This is a genomic window from Streptomyces sp. NPDC037389 (assembly GCF_040636475.1).
GTDB lineage: Bacteria > Actinomycetota > Actinomycetes > Streptomycetales > Streptomycetaceae > Streptomyces > Streptomyces hesseae.
On sequence record NZ_JBEZUS010000010.1, the window covers coordinates 57,891 to 76,199 of the forward strand.

General features: G+C 68.3%; 14 protein-coding genes and 3 pseudogenes. 7 read left to right on the forward strand and 10 right to left on the reverse strand.

The features are described from left to right. Positions 1-20 precede the first annotated feature (20 nt). Positions 21-917, reverse strand: a complete 897-nt coding sequence (locus tag AB0E98_RS22635) for a CAP domain-containing protein (protein ID WP_361705417.1) — start codon at positions 915-917, stop codon at positions 21-23. Positions 918-1,293: 376 nt separating this feature from the next. On the opposite strand from AB0E98_RS22635, the gene AB0E98_RS22640 reads away from it, so the two are divergent. Both AB0E98_RS22640 and AB0E98_RS22645 read left to right on the forward strand, forming a co-directional pair. Beyond that, entirely contained in the window at positions 1,294-2,316 is a 1,023-nt protein-coding gene (locus AB0E98_RS22640; protein WP_361705419.1) for a peptidoglycan-binding protein, read from the forward strand. A gap of 142 nt (positions 2,317-2,458) precedes the next feature. Next, entirely contained in the window at positions 2,459-2,974 is a 516-nt protein-coding gene (locus tag AB0E98_RS22645) for an isochorismatase family protein (protein ID WP_361705421.1), read from the forward strand. Positions 2,975-3,011: 37 nt separating this feature from the next. Here the strand turns inward: AB0E98_RS22645 and AB0E98_RS22650 are convergent, their stop codons facing one another. The 3 genes and pseudogenes from AB0E98_RS22650 to AB0E98_RS22660 all read right to left on the reverse strand — a co-directional run bounded on the left by AB0E98_RS22650 (position 3,012) and on the right by AB0E98_RS22660 (position 4,035). After that, positions 3,012-3,572: a BlaI/MecI/CopY family transcriptional regulator gene (locus AB0E98_RS22650; RefSeq protein ID WP_361705423.1), complete on the reverse strand. Its 561-nt coding sequence runs from the start codon at positions 3,570-3,572 to the stop codon at positions 3,012-3,014. Continuing rightward, positions 3,569-3,931, reverse strand: a pseudogene (locus AB0E98_RS22655) (ATP-binding cassette domain-containing protein); the annotation flags it as partial. The pseudogene AB0E98_RS22655 and the gene AB0E98_RS22650, both read right to left, overlap by 4 nt. Continuing rightward, complete coding sequence (locus AB0E98_RS22660) at positions 3,895-4,035, reverse strand: hypothetical protein (RefSeq protein ID WP_361705425.1); 141 nt, start codon at positions 4,033-4,035, stop codon at positions 3,895-3,897. The pseudogene AB0E98_RS22655 and the gene AB0E98_RS22660, both read right to left, overlap by 37 nt. A gap of 572 nt (positions 4,036-4,607) precedes the next feature. Between AB0E98_RS22660 and AB0E98_RS22665 the strand changes: the two genes are divergently transcribed. Then, positions 4,608-8,618 carry a GDSL-type esterase/lipase family protein gene (locus AB0E98_RS22665; protein WP_361705955.1) on the forward strand — a complete coding sequence of 1,337 codons (4,011 nt, stop codon included), beginning with the start codon at positions 4,608-4,610 and terminating at the stop codon, positions 8,616-8,618. Between the two features lie 183 nt (positions 8,619-8,801). Next, positions 8,802-9,377: a cupin domain-containing protein gene (locus AB0E98_RS22670; protein ID WP_361705426.1), complete on the forward strand. Its 576-nt coding sequence runs from the start codon at positions 8,802-8,804 to the stop codon at positions 9,375-9,377. On the opposite strand, the pseudogene AB0E98_RS22675 reads toward AB0E98_RS22670, so the two are convergent. From AB0E98_RS22675 to AB0E98_RS22685, 3 genes and pseudogenes are all read right to left on the reverse strand, one after another. Then, positions 9,345-9,764 (reverse strand): annotated as a pseudogene (locus AB0E98_RS22675) (SsgA family sporulation/cell division regulator); the annotation flags it as partial. The gene AB0E98_RS22670 and the pseudogene AB0E98_RS22675 sit on opposite strands and share 33 nt — an antisense overlap. 23 nt (positions 9,765-9,787) lie before the next feature. After that, the gene (locus tag AB0E98_RS22680) at positions 9,788-12,568 is read right to left on the reverse strand and encodes an AAA family ATPase (RefSeq protein ID WP_361705428.1); all 2,781 of its coding nucleotides are present in this window, start codon (positions 12,566-12,568) and stop codon (positions 9,788-9,790) included. A gap of 93 nt (positions 12,569-12,661) precedes the next feature. After that, positions 12,662-13,150, reverse strand: a complete 489-nt coding sequence (locus AB0E98_RS22685; RefSeq protein ID WP_361705958.1) for a TetR/AcrR family transcriptional regulator — start codon at positions 13,148-13,150, stop codon at positions 12,662-12,664. A gap of 228 nt (positions 13,151-13,378) precedes the next feature. On the opposite strand from AB0E98_RS22685, the gene AB0E98_RS22690 reads away from it, so the two are divergent. Next, positions 13,379-14,821 carry an aldehyde dehydrogenase gene (locus AB0E98_RS22690; protein ID WP_361705429.1) on the forward strand — a complete coding sequence of 481 codons (1,443 nt, stop codon included), beginning with the start codon at positions 13,379-13,381 and terminating at the stop codon, positions 14,819-14,821. An 81-nt stretch (positions 14,822-14,902) separates the two neighbouring features. Here the strand turns inward: AB0E98_RS22690 and AB0E98_RS22695 are convergent, their stop codons facing one another. Then, the gene (locus AB0E98_RS22695) at positions 14,903-15,262 is read right to left on the reverse strand and encodes a hypothetical protein (protein WP_361705431.1); all 360 of its coding nucleotides are present in this window, start codon (positions 15,260-15,262) and stop codon (positions 14,903-14,905) included. A gap of 407 nt (positions 15,263-15,669) precedes the next feature. On the opposite strand from AB0E98_RS22695, the gene AB0E98_RS22700 reads away from it, so the two are divergent. After that, on the forward strand, positions 15,670-16,095 hold the full coding sequence (locus AB0E98_RS22700; protein ID WP_361705432.1) for a peptidase inhibitor family I36 protein: 426 nt from the start codon (positions 15,670-15,672) through the stop codon (positions 16,093-16,095). A 144-nt stretch (positions 16,096-16,239) separates the two neighbouring features. Here AB0E98_RS22700 and AB0E98_RS22705 read toward each other — a convergent pair whose 3' ends face one another. Next, positions 16,240-16,671, reverse strand: a complete 432-nt coding sequence (locus AB0E98_RS22705; RefSeq protein ID WP_361705960.1) for a winged helix-turn-helix domain-containing protein — start codon at positions 16,669-16,671, stop codon at positions 16,240-16,242. A gap of 96 nt (positions 16,672-16,767) precedes the next feature. After that, positions 16,768-16,914, reverse strand: a pseudogene (locus AB0E98_RS22710) (helix-turn-helix domain-containing protein); the annotation flags it as partial. A 183-nt stretch (positions 16,915-17,097) separates the two neighbouring features. Between AB0E98_RS22710 and AB0E98_RS22715 the strand changes: the two are divergent. After that, the gene (locus AB0E98_RS22715; protein WP_361705434.1) at positions 17,098-18,288 is read left to right on the forward strand and encodes a cytochrome P450; all 1,191 of its coding nucleotides are present in this window, start codon (positions 17,098-17,100) and stop codon (positions 18,286-18,288) included. The last annotated feature ends 21 nt before the right edge of the window (positions 18,289-18,309 follow it).

The following is an 18,309-nucleotide window of genomic DNA, read 5'->3' on the forward strand; positions in this document are numbered from 1 at the left end:
TGGTGTCCTCTCAGGTGTCGTCAGCCGGCGAAGGTCTGCGTCCAGCGGCCGCCGCTGCCGGGGGAGAAGGCCGCCCCGAAGCGCCGGAAGTCACGCCCGAGGATGTTGTTGCGGTGCCCCTCACTGCGCATCCACATGTCCATGGTTCCGCGCACGTCGGAACCCGTGGCCGCGTTCTCGGCCATGACCACGTTCGCGATGCCCGCGTCGTTGATCCGCTTCCACGGCGTGCTGCCGTCCCTGCCGTCGTGGCCCAGGAAGTTGTTGCGCGCCATGTCGTCGGAGTGCCGCTGCGCCGCCGCGCTCAGCCGACCGTCGAGGACCAGGCCCGGCAGGCCGGCCTTCGCCCGCTCCTGGTTGACCAGGCCGAGCATCAGCTCGACCGCCGAGCCGCCACCGCCGCCGCCACCGGGCTGCGGCTGGGGCTGGGGCTGCTGCCCCGGCTGCGGCTGTTGTCCCTGGCCGGAGGAGGAGACGCTCTCCAGCCGCCACCGCTGGGCGTCGCTGCCGGAGTCGGCCTTCCACACGCCAAGGAAGTTGCCGCCGCCGTCGGCGGTCAGATAGGCGTCGCCGCCCTCCGCTCGCAGGCTCTTGAGGCGCACGTAGCCGTCGCCGGCATCCTCCAGCCGCCACAGCTGGTTGGCCTGCCCGTGCTCCTTGACCAGGTGGGCCCGCCAGTTGGTGAAGTCGTAGTCGAGGACCATGGCCTGGCCGGGGCCGTGGGTGCCGTGCGTCAGGCCGGTCTCCAGCAGCCACGAGCCGTTGTCCTTGGCCCAGAAGACCCACTGCTGGGCCTTGGAGCCGTTGGGCGACCAGCCCTGGATCTTCGTGCCCGGTGCCGTGTTGCTGTGGTCGACGTCGGCGACCATACCGGTCGCCGACCGGAGGACGTATATCTGGCCGTTCTGCGGGGACATTTCTCTCTGCCAACCGTTCTGGAGCGCTACGCATTCTTCGGCGCAGCGTCGTGTGAATTGCTCTGGGAGCAGCCGAACCTTTTCGGCGTTCATCATGCTGCCGAGTCCTGATTCACGGTGGGTCAACGTGAAATCAATGCCGGTCAACGCGGATCAACGCGCCGGTCAACGCCTCCCGGAAAAGCGTTCACGGGAGTCCGGAAGAGCATGTCCGGCCTCGATGTGGCATGGTGATCGACAGCTCGCGGCCCACGTCGGAGGCGGTGCACGTCCATGCCGTGCCCTCTGCGCGCCATCGCGCGAGCGTTCATTCCACTGTGGTCACGTCACCGACGCCACGGAAATATTCATGTTCAAAATCCAGGAGGGGTAAACCATGTCCGGAGCAAGGGAATTCATCAGCGTCGCCCGGGAGGAGATCGGATACCAGGAGGGCTTTTCCGACGGGCACTGGGACAACGACAACAAGTTCGGCCGCTGGTACGGCATGAACGAGGAGGCGTGGTGCGGCATGTTCGTGAGCTGGGCCGCGGACCGCAGCGGGAACGGCGACATCGTGCCGCGCTACGCGTGGTGCCCGGCGGGCGTGGAGTGGTTCCAGGGCCGTGACCGCTGGAGCGCTTACCCGGCCGTCGGCAGCGTGGTCTTCTTCGGCCCCGACGGCGGCTCGCACACGGGAATCTGCATCGCGTACACGGACGACGAGATCACCACCATCGAGGGCAACACCAACGACTCGGGCTCGGCCGAGGGCGACGGTGTCTACCTCAAGACCCGGCCGCGCAAGTCGTCCTACGTCTACGGGTACGGCATCCCGGACTTCCCGGAGGGCGCCGTCGTGGCCGACCCCGACTGGCAGGGGCGCCCCGGCGTCGTCTACTTCGGCGAGCAGGCCGACGAGTCCGACATCCCGGCCGGCGGCGACACCTCCTCCCGGCCCGCCGCCCGGGAGGAGGACCGGAAGGAAGACCGGGACGGGGGGACGCCGGAGGACGGCGACTCCTCCCGCCAGGTCGTGATCGACGGCCTGGCCTACGGCCCCGGGAGCAGTGGCGAGCACATCACCCGCCTGGGAGAGATGCTGGTGCGGGCCGGCTGCGGCGCCTACGAGGAGGGCCCCGGCTCCGAATGGACGGAGGCGGACACCGAGTCGATGCGCCGGTACCAGGAGAAGATCGGCGACACGGGCGCCGACGCGGACGGCATCCCGGGCCCCAGGCAACTGGCGCGGCTGACCGCGGAGTACGGCCGGGCCCGCACCGTCACGGTGCGGGAGGGCGACACGCTCTCGTCCATCGCGGCGGCGAACGACGTCCCGCTGTCCGAACTGACGGCGGCGAACCCGCAGATCGAGGACCCCGACACGATCACCCCGGGAGAAACGGTCACGCTTCCGTAACCATCGGCCGCCCGGGCGCGGAGCGGCACCCCCGGGCGACCCCGCCGGCCCGGTTCCCCGGCCAGGGCTCCCTCGACGCGGCGGCGGCCGCAAGGACGCGGTCGGGCCGGATCGGCAGGTCCCGGTGGCGTACGCCGACCGAGTGCCGGACGGCGTTGGCGACCGCCGCCGCGGACCCCACCGCGCCGATCTCGCCGATGCCCTTGATACCTCGCTCCGAAGTGACCTGCGCCTTCTGGATCTGACGCGTCTACTCGCCTGGCCGACTGCTGTCCGGCGTCGGCCAGGACGGGATCGATACCGGGCTTCACAAGATGGACCGCAACTTTGCGGCCGGCTGGTGGAGCCGGTGGTGATCAAGCAGTTCCCCAACGCCTTCCACAACACCGACCTGGAAAAGACCCTGCGCAACCTGGGCTCCGGACCCGACCTGGTGCCGGCCGGATTTATGACGCACATGTGCGTCACCTTCACGGCCCAGGGCGCCTTCAACCTCGGCTACCGGACCACCGTCGTCGCCGAGGCCACCGCAACCCGCACCCTCGCCGCTCCCGACGGCACCGCGCTGCCCGCAGCCGCCCTCCAGGCCGCCGCCCTGACCACCCTCGGCGACCTGTTCGGCCTCGTAGCACCCCGAGTGCAAGACCTCACCGCCTGACCCACGCATCGCCACTCACGCGGCTCCGAGCGGAACTTCAGCCGGCGTCGGCAGACTCCACGAGGGTGTACATGACCGACCGCTGCTGCTTGTGGCGTTGGACGCGTCCCTTGGCGACCAGGGACTCAAGGGTGTTCCGTACCACCTGCGGCGTGGGACTGCGGCTCGGGTCCTTCTCCAGAAGCTCGTCCCGCAGTTCTTTCGCCGAACGGGGTTCGGCATGACCGGCGAGCAGCTCCATCAGCAGGTCGCCGAGCAGAGGCCGGGGCGACTTCCTCTCCGCGCCGCTCTTCGTCCTGGTCCCCGCCGGAGCCGTGCTGCTCGGCGTCGAACGCTGCGTGGTCGCTCCGGCTGCGCTTCGGCGCTTCGCCTTCGCGACCGCGGGCTCGTCCTGTGCCTGCTCCGGCAGACGTGAGGCATCCGCGAAACCTTCGTACCGCTCGGCGAGGTTGAGGATGTCCGACAGCAGGGCTTCCTCCTGCTTCAGCAGCTCGATCTTCTTCGCCAGCTCCTCCTGGCGCCTGCGGTTCTCCTCCAGCTCCGATGCGACCTGTTCCACGTACCGCGATCGGAGCTTGGCCGCTGATTGGCTGCTCACACCCGCTCACTCCCTTGATATGGATGATGCTGCGCATGGTACCCACGCCGAGAGCCCCGTGCGGATGGGTGCCGACGCCGGACGGCGCGTCGAACATGTTCGCTCTTCACCATAAGCGCAAATGTGCCTCTGCACGTGGGCACGCCGGCCTCCTCCAGTTCATCGCACAGGCGCGGGGAGAGATGGTTGGTGGGCTCGTCGAGCAGCAACAGCTGGGGTGGGCGGGCCACCAGAAGGGCCAGCGCGAGCCTCCGGCGCTGCCCGACGGACAGCTGGGCGACGGGCTTGTCCACCTCTTCCGCGTGCATCAGACCGAGGGAGCTCAGCGGCACATCCTGGGCCCGCCCCGGGCCCAGCGACCGATGCGGTGGCCGGGGGATGCGGTCAGGGAGACGCCGTCGAGGACACGGCGGCCGCCGAGGTCGCGGACGAGGTCATGGGCGAGGAGAGCGGGCTGGGACACAGAGATCCGTCCAACAACGTGGTGGGTGGTGGGCCCGCCGGGCGCAGGGCTCTGCCCCGGGCAGGGTGTGGAAAAGGGGTACGACGAACAGGCCACGGCGGCAGCGCTCTCGCAGCGCTGCCTGACAGCCGGTCACATCCGGAGATGTCGTCTTCACCCACCACGTCTGCGACTCCTCGATCAAACAGTCCAAGGTCGCTGACACCGTAACAGGTGTCGAACGTGATGCATGTGTGTACGTCGACATGTGTGAACGGTGACTGATATTTCTCGGTCACACTTATCTTCTGTTGACAGCCTGAAGTCACACATGTCAGCATCGCCACCCGTTGACGCGATCTGGACCCGCGAGCGCGGTTTCCACCGTCGGTGTCCACCCCTTTCTTCCGCTCCGGTCCGGTGGAGCCGTCAGGTCATGTATGGGCGCCAACGCGCGCACCCGCTCCAGCGCAGTCGCCCGAACCTTCACAAAGAGAGACGGCCAGTTGTCCATACATACGCCGGGACGCAGGTCCCGGGGCAGATCGAGCCCTCGGCGGGCGGGCGCTGTTGCACAGGCCCTGTGCGTGGCGATGCTCGCCTCGCTCGTCACGCTGTTCACGCCGTCCGCGCCGGCGCAGGCGATCGAGGACGTCGGCAGGCCGGCCATCACGTTCAATATGCTCGGCGGCGACCGTTGGGGCCACGTCAGGTCGAATCTGATCAAGGACGCCGACATCGTGGCCCTACAGGAGGCCACGACTGCTCCTACGGATTTCACCAAGAGCGAAGTGATCACCGACAACCTCACCGACACCGCGCAACCCCCGAGCAGCCGTTTGAAGTACCGGGTGTACGCACAGCGATGGGGTGATCGAAAAACAATGGGGGTTCTGCTCTACCTGGACATCCTGGGCAAGGACACCTGGGGCCCCGGCGCCGACCCCGATGATCCGGACTCGCAGAACAACCACCAGAAGTCCATGGCGATCTGGCTGCGGGACGCACCCGAAGACCTCAAGGACCTCACGGACCGCGTCAAGGTATTCCCCGCTCAGGACGCGGGCAACAAGTGGCTCCGGTCCCGTCCGGCGTTCGGCGTGAAGGTGGACAACACCTGGTACTTCGACATCCATGCCGCGTCGATCCGTTCCGGTGACAAGCCCAACCCGCATACCGTCGCCCTGATCACCACGATCTCCCAGACCATGGCCGGCCAGCGATGGCGGGCTCTGGGCGACTTCAACAGCTCGGCGGCCCCCACCCGGACCAGGTTCCCCAACACGTTCTACGCGACGCAGAACGGCAAGCCGGACGGCACGCCCGTCACGACGCAGCTGAGTGGCTTCGCGCTGGACTACATGATCGCCAGCGATCAGCTGAAGAACCTCGACGTGTCGATAAGCAGCCGGAACGGCACTTCCGACCATTTTCCCGTCAGGTTCGCCCCGTGGAGAACAGCCCCATGCAATAAGAGCTGGAGCCAGCTGACAAGCTACAACCACGACGACGCCCGGCTCGCCGCGCGTGCCGCGGAGGACGCGTGCGGTCCGCCGCCCGCGGTCGTCTCCATGGGGGACAGCTACATTTCGGGCGAAGCGGGACGGTGGGCCGGGAACGCCCCCGCCTCCGCGGTCGGCTCGGCGTGGGGCACCGACCGGGCCGCGGTGAACTGCAACGGTGAAGAGAGCGTGTGCGACCACGACCCGTCCAAGGTGTACGGCGACACGTCGTACGACAACGGCGGAAGCGCGTGCGACCGGTCCGACTCCGCCGAGATCAGGGGCCTGACGGTCGACGACGTACCGCTGGAGCGGCGCTTCAACATCGCCTGCTCGGGAGCGACGACGGACAACGTCACCACGACCGGCTTCAAGGGCCGGCGTCCCCAGATCGACGATCTGCGCGACATCGCCCGGAGCAACGAGGTGCGACTGGTCGTGCTGTCGATCGGCGGCAACGACCTGAAGTTCGCCGACATCCTCCAGGACTGCGTCAAGGCGTACTTCTACCCGTCCCTGTTCAACAAGGGCTGCCGCGGCGCCAAGGAGAAGGAGTTCGCCGACGGTCTCGACCCCGCACGGGCCAAGATCGTGAAGTCGGTCGAGGCGATCCGGACGGTGCTGCGCGAGGCCGGGCAGGAGGACGGCTCGTACCAGATCGTGCTGCAGTCCTACCCCAACCCCCTGCCGCTCGGCCGTGACTACCGTGACCAGGAGAACGCGCCCGTGCCGCCCGCCAACTACAGCCGGTACTTGAGCGGCGGATGCCCCTTCCTGGACGCGGACAGCGACTGGGCGCACACCTCCGTGGTGCCCCGGATCAGCGCCATGCTGCGCGGCGCCGCCAACGAGGCCGGGGTGTCCTTCCTGGACCTTCAGGACGCGTTCGCCGGGCACGAGCTGTGCGGCAGGACGACGCAGCAGGCCAAAAAGGACCACAAGCTCTCCTCCCCGCTCCCCGCCGAGCGCGCCGAGTGGGTGCGGTGGGTCCCGTACCTGGTGGACGGCCTCAAGGACCTGCCGTGGCAGGCCCAGGGGAACCAGCAGGAAGCGATTCACCCCAACCACTACGGCCAGCTCGCCCTGTCCGCCTGCCTGACCAAGATCACGGCAAAGCTCGGCGAGTCCCCGGTGACCTCGTCCTGCGTGGGCAGACCGTCCGGTGCTCCCGACTCCGTCGACGGGAGCGTCGACAACGGTACGGCGCTGAGCAAGAGCAACCGCCGTGCCCCCGTGGCCGGGCTGCCGGACTGGAGCCGGGCCGGATACCGTGCCGGTGAGGTGCTGCCCGGTGCCGCTTCCCGTGCCTCCGACCCCACCTGCCGCATCACCCCGTCCGAGCTCGAGCAGCGGTTCAAGGTGAAGCCCGACGACGGGCAGGACGACACGGCGGGGCTGCAGAGCGCCATCGACCAGATCCGCGATTCCTGCACGCCGAGCGCGGGTCCCAACAGGCTGTCGGTGATCGAGCTGCCCAAGGGCAAGCTGAACGTCAGCAAACAGCTCGCCGTGGACGCCTCCTATCTGGTCGTCCGTGGACAGGGCGCGGACCCGGATGGCGGCTCGCGGATCGTCTTCCGCCCCGACGAGAACACCCGCTACGACAAGCTGACCGAGAAGGGCGAGCGCTGGAACCAGGGGGCGATGGAACACAAATGTGAGTTCACGACGGGCAACAACGTCGGCACGGGCGGCTGGATATGGCCCGGACGCGGACTGTTCCGGGTCCAGACCCGCGAGGTCGCCGACAAGTACCTCAAGATCTGCGGCTACCCCTCCAAGATCCCGGAGAACCGACGTGACCTCTTCGAGGGCTCCGTCAACCAGCACTGGGAGTCGGGCGTGGCCGTGGCCGGATCCCCGGCCGACGCCAAGTACGCCGCACACCAGGGCGACCGGGTGATCCAGCTGAACCCCAAGGCGAAGATGGACGCCTTCAAGCCGGGCGGTGATCTGTGGGTGGGCGCCGCCAACAGCCTCAAGTTCTACCAGTCCCAGGAGGTCGCCGGGGCCGCGGCGGACGACGGCCGGCTGGAGAACCTCCACATGCGCCAGCAGGTGTTCACCATCGCCTCGGTGGATGCCGCCCGCCACACCGTCACGATCGACAAGCCGCTGGAGTTCGACGTCCCGGTCGACTCCACCTCCGACGGCTCCCCACCGCTGGGGGTGAACGGCAAGCCCTACACCAGCAAGGTCACCGCGCTGAAGATGATTACCGACGTGGGATTCGAGGACTTCTCCTTCACCGAGGACTTCAACGGCCTGCCCAAGCTCGGCGGCGGTACATATCAGCTCAGCCCGGCCGACGCGGTCCACAATTACGGCAACATGGCACCCGAGTACGCCATGCACGGCATCGTCTTCAAATGGGCCTCCGACTCCTGGGTGCGCGGTGTCCGCGCCGACATGACCGGCTCCCACCCGGTCGTCACCGAGGTGGCCAGGAACATCCAGATCGAGCGCAACGTCTTCGACGGCGCCTGGAACAAGGGCAAGGGCGGTAACGGCTACCTGCGCGGATCCCGCGTCTGGGACTCCCTCTACGCCTTCAACACCAGCCGAAACCTGAGGCACTTCACCTTCCAGTGGTCGGCTTCGGGCAACGTCGCCATCGGCAACGACTTCGACTCCGACCTGAACCTGCACGGCGGATGGGAACGCCGCAACCTGTTCGAGAACAACACCGTGCACGTTCCCTACAACCACTCCTCCGGCGAGTGCGCCAGCAACTGCGGCGGTGAAGGCGGAGCCGGCGACAAGGGCACCTGGTGGCCGATCTACTGGGCCGCCGGCAGCAAGGGCATCGGCTGGTCCGGATCCACCGGCCCACAGAACGTCTTCTTCCGCAACACACTCACCAAACAGACGACCTCAGGAGGCCCCTACGAGCCTTACCAGCCCTACGCCGACACCTCCAGGATCTTCCAGTTCGGTTCCGCCGCCGGCGACGCGAGCGTCTTCCAGCACCTGAAGGGCTCAGGCGGCCCCATCCAGGACTGGGCGGACAACGAGCGCAACGACTACACCGGGGGCGACGGCGTCAACGCCTCCAGGGCCGACGCCGGTAGTTCCCTGTTCCTGCGCGACTACCACTCCTGAGTTCCGGCCCGCGGCCATGCGCGCCCGTTCCCGGCGAACCGAGGTTCGCCGGGAACGGGCGCGCCGCGTTGTCACACGTGCGTGGTGGTGTGCCATGCACACGATGAGATCGAAATGGTCATACGTGTGTGTTGGCCGACTTCGCTCTTGTGTGTGTTTCAGGGGCATGGTTGCCTAAGAGACATGACGATCAACCGACGCCTTCTTCTGCGTACGAGTAGCGCTGCGGTGGCCGGCGCGCTCGGCGCGGCCGCTCTGTCGGACACCGCCGCGGCGGCCGCCATGGGCTCCGATCCGACCGGGGGCGTCACGCGGACCCTCCTCCAGAAGCACCCTTCGCCCGCCGAGGGGTGGGATGCCGTGCAGACACTCGTGCAGATCCCGCGGCACAGGGAGTCGGGACGGCACAGTCATCCCGGTGTCGAGGTCGGTTACATCATCCGCGGTGATGTCCTGATGGAGTTCGACGACAGGCCGCCTCTCCGTCTGCGTACGGGGGACCCGTTCTTCATCCCGGAGGGCGCGATCCACAACGCCCGCAACGTCGGCACGGTGACGACGATGATGCTCTCCACGTATGTCGTCGACGGGGCGAAGCCCCTCGTGACCACCTATCTAGGGGTGCAGAAGGTCGGCGGTGGCGACGTCCCAGTCGACTCCGGAGAGCTCATGACCGGCGGGAACGAGCCTGTAGGTGTGCTCGAGCCACTCCGAGAGCGGTGGTATCGGCAGTTCGAACAGCGCCGCCATGTCGCCTGAGACCAGCTGAAGCCACGCGGTCGCCCGGTTCTCCAGGTTCGACGGCCAGATCTGGATGTCGCCGATTCCGCTCTTCGAGTACAGCCCCTGCCGGAGCAGATCCCGCCCGATACGCCATAGGACACGGGGGCCGCCGTCGATGCCGAACTCCGCACACACGATCAAGGGGGTTCGCGGGTCGAAACCGAACTCGGCCCTGATCGCCTGGCGCGCGGAGACGCCCAGCATCCGCTCGATGTCCAAGGTCAGGTGAGGACGACGGTGCTGTGCCGTTCGGTCGGCCTGTACACCTGGTTCGTAGCCGCTCATGACGCGTGGGTCCTTTCCTGTGGCGAGGAGCTGGCTCGACCCACTCTTGCCCCCGGCGGGGCGCCGTGCGTAAGTCATTCGACTGTCGTCCCCGGCCGCAGTCACACGTTCTGTTCGTCGGGAATGTTGCCCAGGGCGTCGCGCAGCGCGGCCCGGGAGGTGATGCCGAGTTTGGGGAAGACCCGGTAGAGGTGGGAGCCGACGGTGCGTGGCGACAGGTGCATGCGTGCGCCGATCTCCTTGTTGGTCAGGCCGCCGGCGGCGAGATCCGCTATCCGGCGTTCCTGCCACGTCAGTGTCGCGAGATGCGCAGTGGAAGTGGGGGTGGACGCACCCGTGGCACGGAGCTCGGCCCGGGCCCGTTCGGCCCAGGGGGATGTGCCGAGGCGTTCGAAAGCTTCGGCGGCGAGCGTGAGGGAGTGGCGTGCGGCTTTGCGCCCTTGGGCGTGGCGGAGACGGATGCCATGAGCCAGGCGGATACGGGCGGATTCGAAGGGGAAGAAGGCGGCGGCGGGGTGGGTTTCGGCGCGGTGGTACATGTCGTCGGCTTCGGTGGGGTCGGTGGCGGTCATGGCGAGGGCGCCGTAGGTGACGAGGGCGAGGCGTGGGGAGACGGCGGGGAGACCGGCCCGGCGTGCGGCGAGGGCGTGGCGGCGCGCTTGTTCGGTGCGGCCGGTGTGGAGGGCCGCTTCGACGAGGTCGAGGAGGGTGCGGGAGGCTTGGTGGGCGTAGGGAGCGAAGGTGCCGGGGGGCGTGATGCCGATGGCGTGGAGGTACGCGGCTTCGTAGTCGCCTTCGGTGAGGGCGGCGGTGGTGCCGATGGCGTCGGCGATCTGGGTGAGGAAGCCGACGCCGCGGGGGCGGGCCCAAGTGTCGACGGCGGCCTGGAGCTCCCGTGCGCGTTCGGTCCGGCCGCGCATCGCGGCGAGCAGGCCGAGATACCCACGTGTGTGGTGAACGAACAACGCGTAGTCGTGCGACGCCGTCAGGTCCAGGGTGCGCTGTCCGGTCCGTTCGGCCTCGTCCCACTCACCGACTGCCATCTGATCGAGCATGACCAGGTGCAGCATGGTCATGCCCGACGCCACGGCCCCGGTCTCCACCTCGCGGTCGACGGTGCGCTGGAGGTGCGGCCGGTACTGGCTGAGGGTGTCGACGTGGTAGGCGGCGACGCCCAGGCGGGTGATCTCCCACGGTTCGAGTGTGCGGAGGCCGGCGAGGGCGCGCTCCACCCGCTCGTGCACGCCGGTACCGCGACGCACCACGTCACCCCAGGCGTCCTGGTAAATACGGGAGTGCGGGGACACCAGACCGCCCAGGGAGCCGAGCAGCTCGTGTGTCCGCTCCCACGACGTCTTGTCGCTCGCGTACTGGCTGATGGCCAGGAGCAGGTTCACCAACCGTGTGAGTACTTCGTTCGGCTCCCGCGCTCCGCTGTCACGGATGTTCTCGATCGCCGCCAGGACCTGGCGCCGCGTGGACCACACGTCCCCGTCCTCGTACAGCGCGACGTAGGCGGATGTGAGGACCGCGGCCGGGGACTCGCTCATTCCTGACGCGGTGTCGGAGCGGACCAGTTGCTGAGCCCGGTCCAGCAGACCGGCCTGCCCGGCGACGAATGCCGCGTCGCCCAGCCTCCGGGACCGTTCCTCGTGGCCCTCGCTCAGCTCCGCCGCCCGGGTCAGCCAGGACACGGCGGCCAGCGAGGCGCCCCGCAGGGTGGCGGAGTCGGCGGCCGCCTCCAGCGCGGCCGCGACCTGTTCGTCGGGGTCGACCGCGGAAGCCGCCAGGTGTATGGCGCGTCGTTCCACGTCCTTGCGGTGCACGTGCGCGAGGACCGCGTGGGCGGCGCGCCGTTGACCGGCGGTCGCCGTCTGGACGACCGTCGACCGCACCAGAGGGTGCCGGAAGACGAAGTCACCACTGAGCGGATCCATGTCCAGCAGGCCGCATGCCGCTGCCTCGTCGGCGTCCACCATGCGGTAGCGCGTGTCGCGGGCGTGTCCGGTCGCCGTGCCCGCTCCGACGCCGTCGAGGGCACCGCGCAGCAGTTCTGTGCGTACGGCGTCACCGAGCGACCCGATACGGGCGCCGTACACATGCTGAAGGCGAAGGGGCAGGGGAATGCCCGTGCCCGTGTATCCGGGCAATTCTTCCCGGTTGCTCGCTGCCAGGCCCCGGCCCCCGCGCATCACATGGGGCGGCAGCTCCAGCAGAGCCAGCGGGTTGCCCTGGGCCTCGTCCAGGATCAGACGACGGATCCGGGGATCCAGCCCGGGGTTGCGCATGTCCAGGAGTTGCTCGGAGGCCTTCTCCGACAGTGTGGTCACGGGAAGTTGCGGGAGCGCGGCCGTGTCGAAGCCGGAAGGCACGTCGGAACGCAGGCCGACGAGGAGCCTGACCGAGCCACCGCTGAGTCTTCGTCCCACGAACCCGCACACCTCGATACTGGAGGTGTCGAACCACTGGCCGTCGTCGAGCACCAGCAGGAGGGGATTGTGCGACGCCGTGAGGGAGAGCAGGTCGAGGACGGCGATGCCGAGTGCCATGACCGAGGGTGGTGCGCCCTCGCCCCCGCCGAAGACGACGTCGAAGACTCGGCGGTGGCTGTCGTCCAACTGGTCGATGCAGGGGAACAGCGGGTACAGGAGCTGGTGCAGGCCGGCGAACGGCAACTCCGACTCGGCCTCGACACCGGTCGCCCTGATCACTCTGTGCTCCTTGCCCAAGGCAAGGTTGGTGACGTGGTCCAGGAGGGCGCTTTTGCCCACACCTGTGTCGCCCCGCAGGACAAGAGCCCGGCCCCCGGCGGCCGTCACGAAGCCGGACAGCACCTCCTGCTCGGGCTCGCGGCCGATCAGCGCCCCGTCGATCGACTCCATCGTCCCCACTTCCTCCTCCGCGATGTTCTTGATGCGTGCCCTCCCCTCCGGATGGCGGCCTCCGCCATGTGTGAAGCCGATGGCCGCACTGTGTCAGGACGCCCCGAGGCCGTGGAGCAGGGTGTCGACGACGATGTCCGCCGCCTGACCGGGGCTCAGTTCGGGCATTTGTCGTGACACCAGATGCATGAGCTGAGGCAGTAGCGCGCTCGCCCATCCCTCGGGTCGGTCGCGGCGCAGGAGGCCCTCGTCGGTGGCCCGCTGCAGAAAGCCGTCGACCTCGCGGACGGACACATCCCTGCGTTGGCGGATGGCGTCGTCGGTGAGCATGCGGGCGAGATCGACGGGCCAGGTGCGGTTGACGGCGATGACGTTCTCGACGTAGCGGTGCAGGGCGACGGCGACGGGTGCTTCGCGCAGTCGGGCATCTTCGATGGCCCGCTCGACGGCTGTGAGGCGGGCTTCGTGGATGGCGGTGAGGAGTTCCTCGCGGGAGGCGAAGCGCCGGTAGACGGTACGCCGGTCCACGCCTGCCTCGGCGGCGATGCTCGCGATGCTGGCGCCCGGATCGGTGGCGAGCATGCGGGCTCCGGTGGTCAGGACGGTTTCCAGGTTGCGTGCTGCGTCGGCTCTCACCGCACCGAGTCTAGTCGTGAAGTGTGGAATCTGATGCGCCTAGTGCCACAAGTAAGTGCAACTTAAGAGTGGATCAACGCGTCCATGTGTGACTGGCAAAGGTAAGTGCTACATTGATGTGACAGTTAGATGGAGTGCCGGAACGAACCGGCACCACTGGAAGAGGGGAAGCACGTGATCACCTACGGTCGGCTTTTCATCGGGGGCTCCTGGGTCGAGCCGAGCGACCCGGACCTGCTCGACATCGCCTCGCCCCACGACCGGTCGGTGGTCGGTCGCGCCGCCCAGGCGCAGCCGGCGGACATCGACCGAGCGGTGTCCGCGGCGCGGGCGTCCTTCGAGGCGGGCGTGTGGCGCCTGGCCCCGCCGGCTGAACGGATCGCGAAACTGCGGCGGTTCAACGCACTGCGCGAGGAGAACGCGGAGGAGATCGCGCACCTGATCTCCCTGGAGAACGGTTCGGCCGGATGGTTCACCCGCGCCGGACAGCTCGGCCTGACCCGGCAGGCGAACGCCTACCTCAAGGCGGCGGAGGAATTCGGCTGGGAGGAGACGCTCGTCCCCTCCGACCCGGCGTCCCCCGTGCGCAGCGTGGTGCGCCGTGAGGCGGTCGGCGTCGTGGCCGCGGTGATCCCGTGGAACTCGCCGTTCTCCTCGGCCACCTCGAAGATCATCCCCGCTCTGGCCGCCGGCAACTCCGTGGTCCTGAAGGTGTCCCCGGAGAACTCGCTGAGCATGGGCTTCCTGGCCGGCCTGCTGGAGCGGGTGGGCCTGCCCGAGGGCGTGATCAGCGTCCTGCCCGCGGACCGGGAGACCAGTGAGTACCTGGTGTCGCACGAGAAGGTCGACAAGATCGCCTTCACCGGCTCGACGCGGGCCGGCCGCCGCATCGCCTCGATCGCGGGCGAGCAGCTCAAGCGGGTCAGCCTGGAGCTGGGCGGCAAGTCCGCCGCGATCATCCTCCCCGACGCCGACATCGAGAAGGCTGTCGCGGGCATGAAGTTCGCCTCCCTGCTCAACAACGGCGAGTCGTGCATCGCCCAGACCAGGATCCTGGCTCCGCGCGGGCGCTACGAGGAGGTCGTGGCCGCGCTGAAGGAACTGGTGGAGTCGCTGCGGGTCGGCGACCCGAACGACCCCGACACCTTCATCGGCCCGATGATCCGTCCCGATCAGCAGGAGCGCGTGCGCGACTACATCCGGCTCGGCATCGAGGAGGGCGCCCGCCTGGTCACCGGCGGCCCGCAGATCCCCACGGGCCTGGAGAAGGGCAACTACGTCACACCCACCGTCTTCGCCGACGTCGACAACTCCATGCGTATCGCACAAGAGGAGATCTTCGGCCCGGTCCTGGTCGTCATCGCCTACGACGACGAGGACGACGCCGTCCGCATCGCCAACGACTCCGAGTACGGCCTCTCCGGCGGCGTCTGGTCCTCCGACGAGGAGCACGCCCTGGCGGTCGCCCGCCACGTCCGCACCGGCACTGTCACGGTCAACGGCGCCTCCGTCGGCTTCGACGGCCCGTTCGGTGGCTTCAAGGCCAGCGGCATCGGCCGCGAGTACGGCGCGGCCGGCCTCGGTGCCTACACCGAGTACAAGACCATCACGATGTGACCCGTCGTTCGGTACAGGCGGGTCTCGGCTCGCGACGTGTGCCATGTCGGCGGGCGCCGGCGGCCGGCGCCCGCCGACTCGTTACGCGGGGACCACGCGGTAGCTCAACGCCGCCCACGGAAGGTCGTCCTGGAGGAGGGACCCCGTGGCGAACGCGTGGGTACCGGTGCAGCCGGCCCCGGGGTACAGCACCACGGACGCGGAACCGGAGATGATCTGAACGGAACGGGGCGGCACCGGCAGGGCGTGGCACGTACCGAGGTCGGTGAGGTCGACCGTTGACACCGTCCCCGTGCCGTGGGTTCCCGAGTAGAGGTACGCGCCCTCCCGCAACGGAGGCCAGTCCGTGGCGTTCGCCGTCCCGGCCCCGAGGCCGATCAGGGCCATGGCCGTGGTGGCGGCAGCGGCGGCACTACGGAGTTTCGCTCTGGGGATGAACATGCAAACACCTTTCGTGTGTGTGGTGAGACCGGTGGAGGCATCGGCACGCCCCTTCGGGGGAGTGCGGCCGTTGGCGAACTCTTGCATGTTCAACCGTGTGTCGGTGAGTGCAATACCGGTCACACATACGTGTGATGACCGGTTCGGCTGACGCATCGTCGGCTTCCCGGCGCGGGTCCGGCGCCCGCCGGGACATTGCGGTCGAGCCGCACTCGGGAATATGTATCTTCTGCTAACGTGTGGTCACATGTCACATGTGGCACCCCCCATGCGTTCCAGGTGTGACGCAGCGAAGGCAGCCGGCCGGATGTGATGTTGGCCGAAGGTGTGGTCCACCGGATTGCTGCGGCTCAGTCTCGATACGACCCAGAGAGTGGAAACCTATGACACTGAAATCGTCCAGGCCGATGGTTGCCGCTGTCGCAAGTGCGTTTGCCGGAGCGGCGCTGCTCTTCTCGGCGGGACCGGCATCCGCGGACAGCCCTCCTTACAGCGGCTGCCCGGGGTGGGCGCTGTGCCTCTACCAGAACGGAGGCGGAACGGGTTCGAAGGTGGTTGTCACCCCTCCTCCGGCCGGCGGCAACACAAAGATAGTGAGACTCACGAACACCCATTTCCTGAACGGGGAACTGGCCGACAACCAAGTCTCGTCCTGGTTGAACAACTCGCAGTGCCAGGTGCAGTTCTGGGACGATCCCAACGGGGAGCTCCACCCTTCTGACGTGGATTTCGCGCCGTCATGGCAGTGGGGTCTGAAGGGTGACTACGCCTCCGGGACCTCCAAGGCGTACAACAACGACAGGATTTCCTCCCTCCGGTTCTACTGCCCGTAAGGAGTCCAGTCCGGGGGTGCTCTTCGGTGCCCCGCGCACCCCCGGCACACGAAAGAGCCGGGGGTGCCTTGTGGGCCGCCGGAGTGGTCGGGCGTGGGATATCGGGGCAGTCGGCCGCTGCCCGGCGGCGAAGCCCTCGAACTGTCACGCCAGGAGGGTGCGCCAGCGGTCGGCCGATTCCACCAGGTCCAGGGTGATCCGCTCCAGGAACGCCCCGCACCTGGCCATCCGCTGCCCCACGGGGGTGTCGAGCCCGACAGTCTCCGCCCCCGTCATCGCGGCCCGCGCCGACTCGAGCGTCAGCCGCGCGCTGATCACGACCGAGTGGTACCAGGCCTCGTCATCGACGACGTAGATGTCGCGACGCCGCCGCGGATCGCGCTCGCGCCGGACATATCCCTGCTGGACCAGGAAGTTCACGGCCACGGAGACCGAGGCCGGGCTGACCTTCAGTCTGCGGGTCAGCTCGGCCGCGGTGCGTCTGCCGTCCTCGGACAGCAACAGGTCGACGTGCACGCGCGCCGTCATCCTCGGCATCCCCGACCTGACCGCCAGCTCGACGATCTCCTCTTCCATCGTGCCGCCCGGCACTGTGGCCGCGCGTGGGGGTGCCGGTGTGCCACGTCGCGCCCGCTGGACCGTCGCCTGGTGCGCCTGCTGGGACCGGTAGCCGCCGGGGCCGCCGTTGCGTCCGATCTCCCGGCTGATCGTCGAGGTCGACCGGTCGAGCCGCCTGGCGATCTCGGCGTAGGGGAGCCCCTCGGCCAGGCCGGCCGCGATGCGCTGGCGGTCCTGCTGGGTCAATCGTCCTCCTGGCATGCCGTCAGTATTGCCTTCGACGTCAGTCATTGCAACATGGCATTGCGTTCGATCCCAGCGTCATTGCATCAATTTCCCTGCTCTGACCTGGAGGTATGCTCTCCAGTCGATTGACGCCATTCTGAACGCAACGTAGCTTTCGAGCAGCGGCAAACACGTAATATCGCGAGATGAGGAATGGTCATGGGTGAAACCGTCCACACCGTCACCACGCTGCCGACGGCGCGTCAGCCCGGCTGCCCCTTCGACCCGCCGGCAGAGCTGACCGACGCCCGCCGGCACGGCTCCATCAGCCGCTGCACCCACCCCGGCGGAACACCCGGCTGGCTCGTCACCGGGTACGACCTGGTCAAGTCGGTCCTGGCCGACTCGCGGTTCAGCTCGCGCAGGGAGCTGATGAACGTGGCCGACTTCGAGATACCCCCGGCGCCGCCCGGCGAGTTCCTCCTCATGGACGATCCACAGCACAGGCGCTACCGGAAACCGCTGATGGGCAAGTTCACCGTACGGCGGATGCGACTGCTCGCCGAGCGCATCGAGCAGATCACCGCCGACTGCCTTGACGCCATGGAGAAGGCCGGGCCGTCGGCGGACCTGGTGACCGCGTTCGCCAAGCCCATCCCCACCATCGTGATCTGCGAGCTGCTGGGAGTGCCGTACGAGGACCGGGGCTCCTTCCAGGAGCAGATCGACACGTTCATGGGCGGGGAGACGAGCGACGAGGAGCTGATGGCGGCCTACACCGCCACCCAGAACTACCTCGCGGAGCTGGTGGCCGCCAAGCGCGCCAACCCCACCGACGACGTCCTCAGCGAACTCACCGACAGCGATCTGACCGATGAGGAGCTGAAGGGGATCAGCCTGATCCTGCTGGCGGCCGGGTTCGACACCACCGCGAACATGCTGTCGCTGGGCACCTTCGCGCTGTTGCAGAACCCGGAACAGCTGGCCGCGCTGCGCGCCGACCCCGCGCTCACCGACCGGGCCGTGGAGGAGCTGCTGCGGTATCTGAGCGTCGCCAAGCAGTTCTGGAGGACGGCGCTGGAGGACGTCGAGCTGGGCGGCCAGACCATCAAGGCCGGCACGACGGTCATCCTGTCGTACAACACAGCCAACCGCGACCCCGAGCGCTTCGCGGATCCCCACGTGCTCGACCTTCAGAGGCAGGACGGCGGCCACCTGGCCTTCGGACACGGCGTCCACCAGTGCCTGGGCCAGCAACTGGCCCGCGTCGAGATGCGCGTCGCGTTCCGCGCGCTGTTCGAGCGCTTCCCCACGCTGCGCCTGGCCGTACCGGCTGAAGAAGTCGCCCTGCGCCCGGAGACCGCGGACATCTACGGGGTGAAGAGCCTCCCGGTCACCTGGGACGTGTGACCACGAGCCGGTGACGGGCCC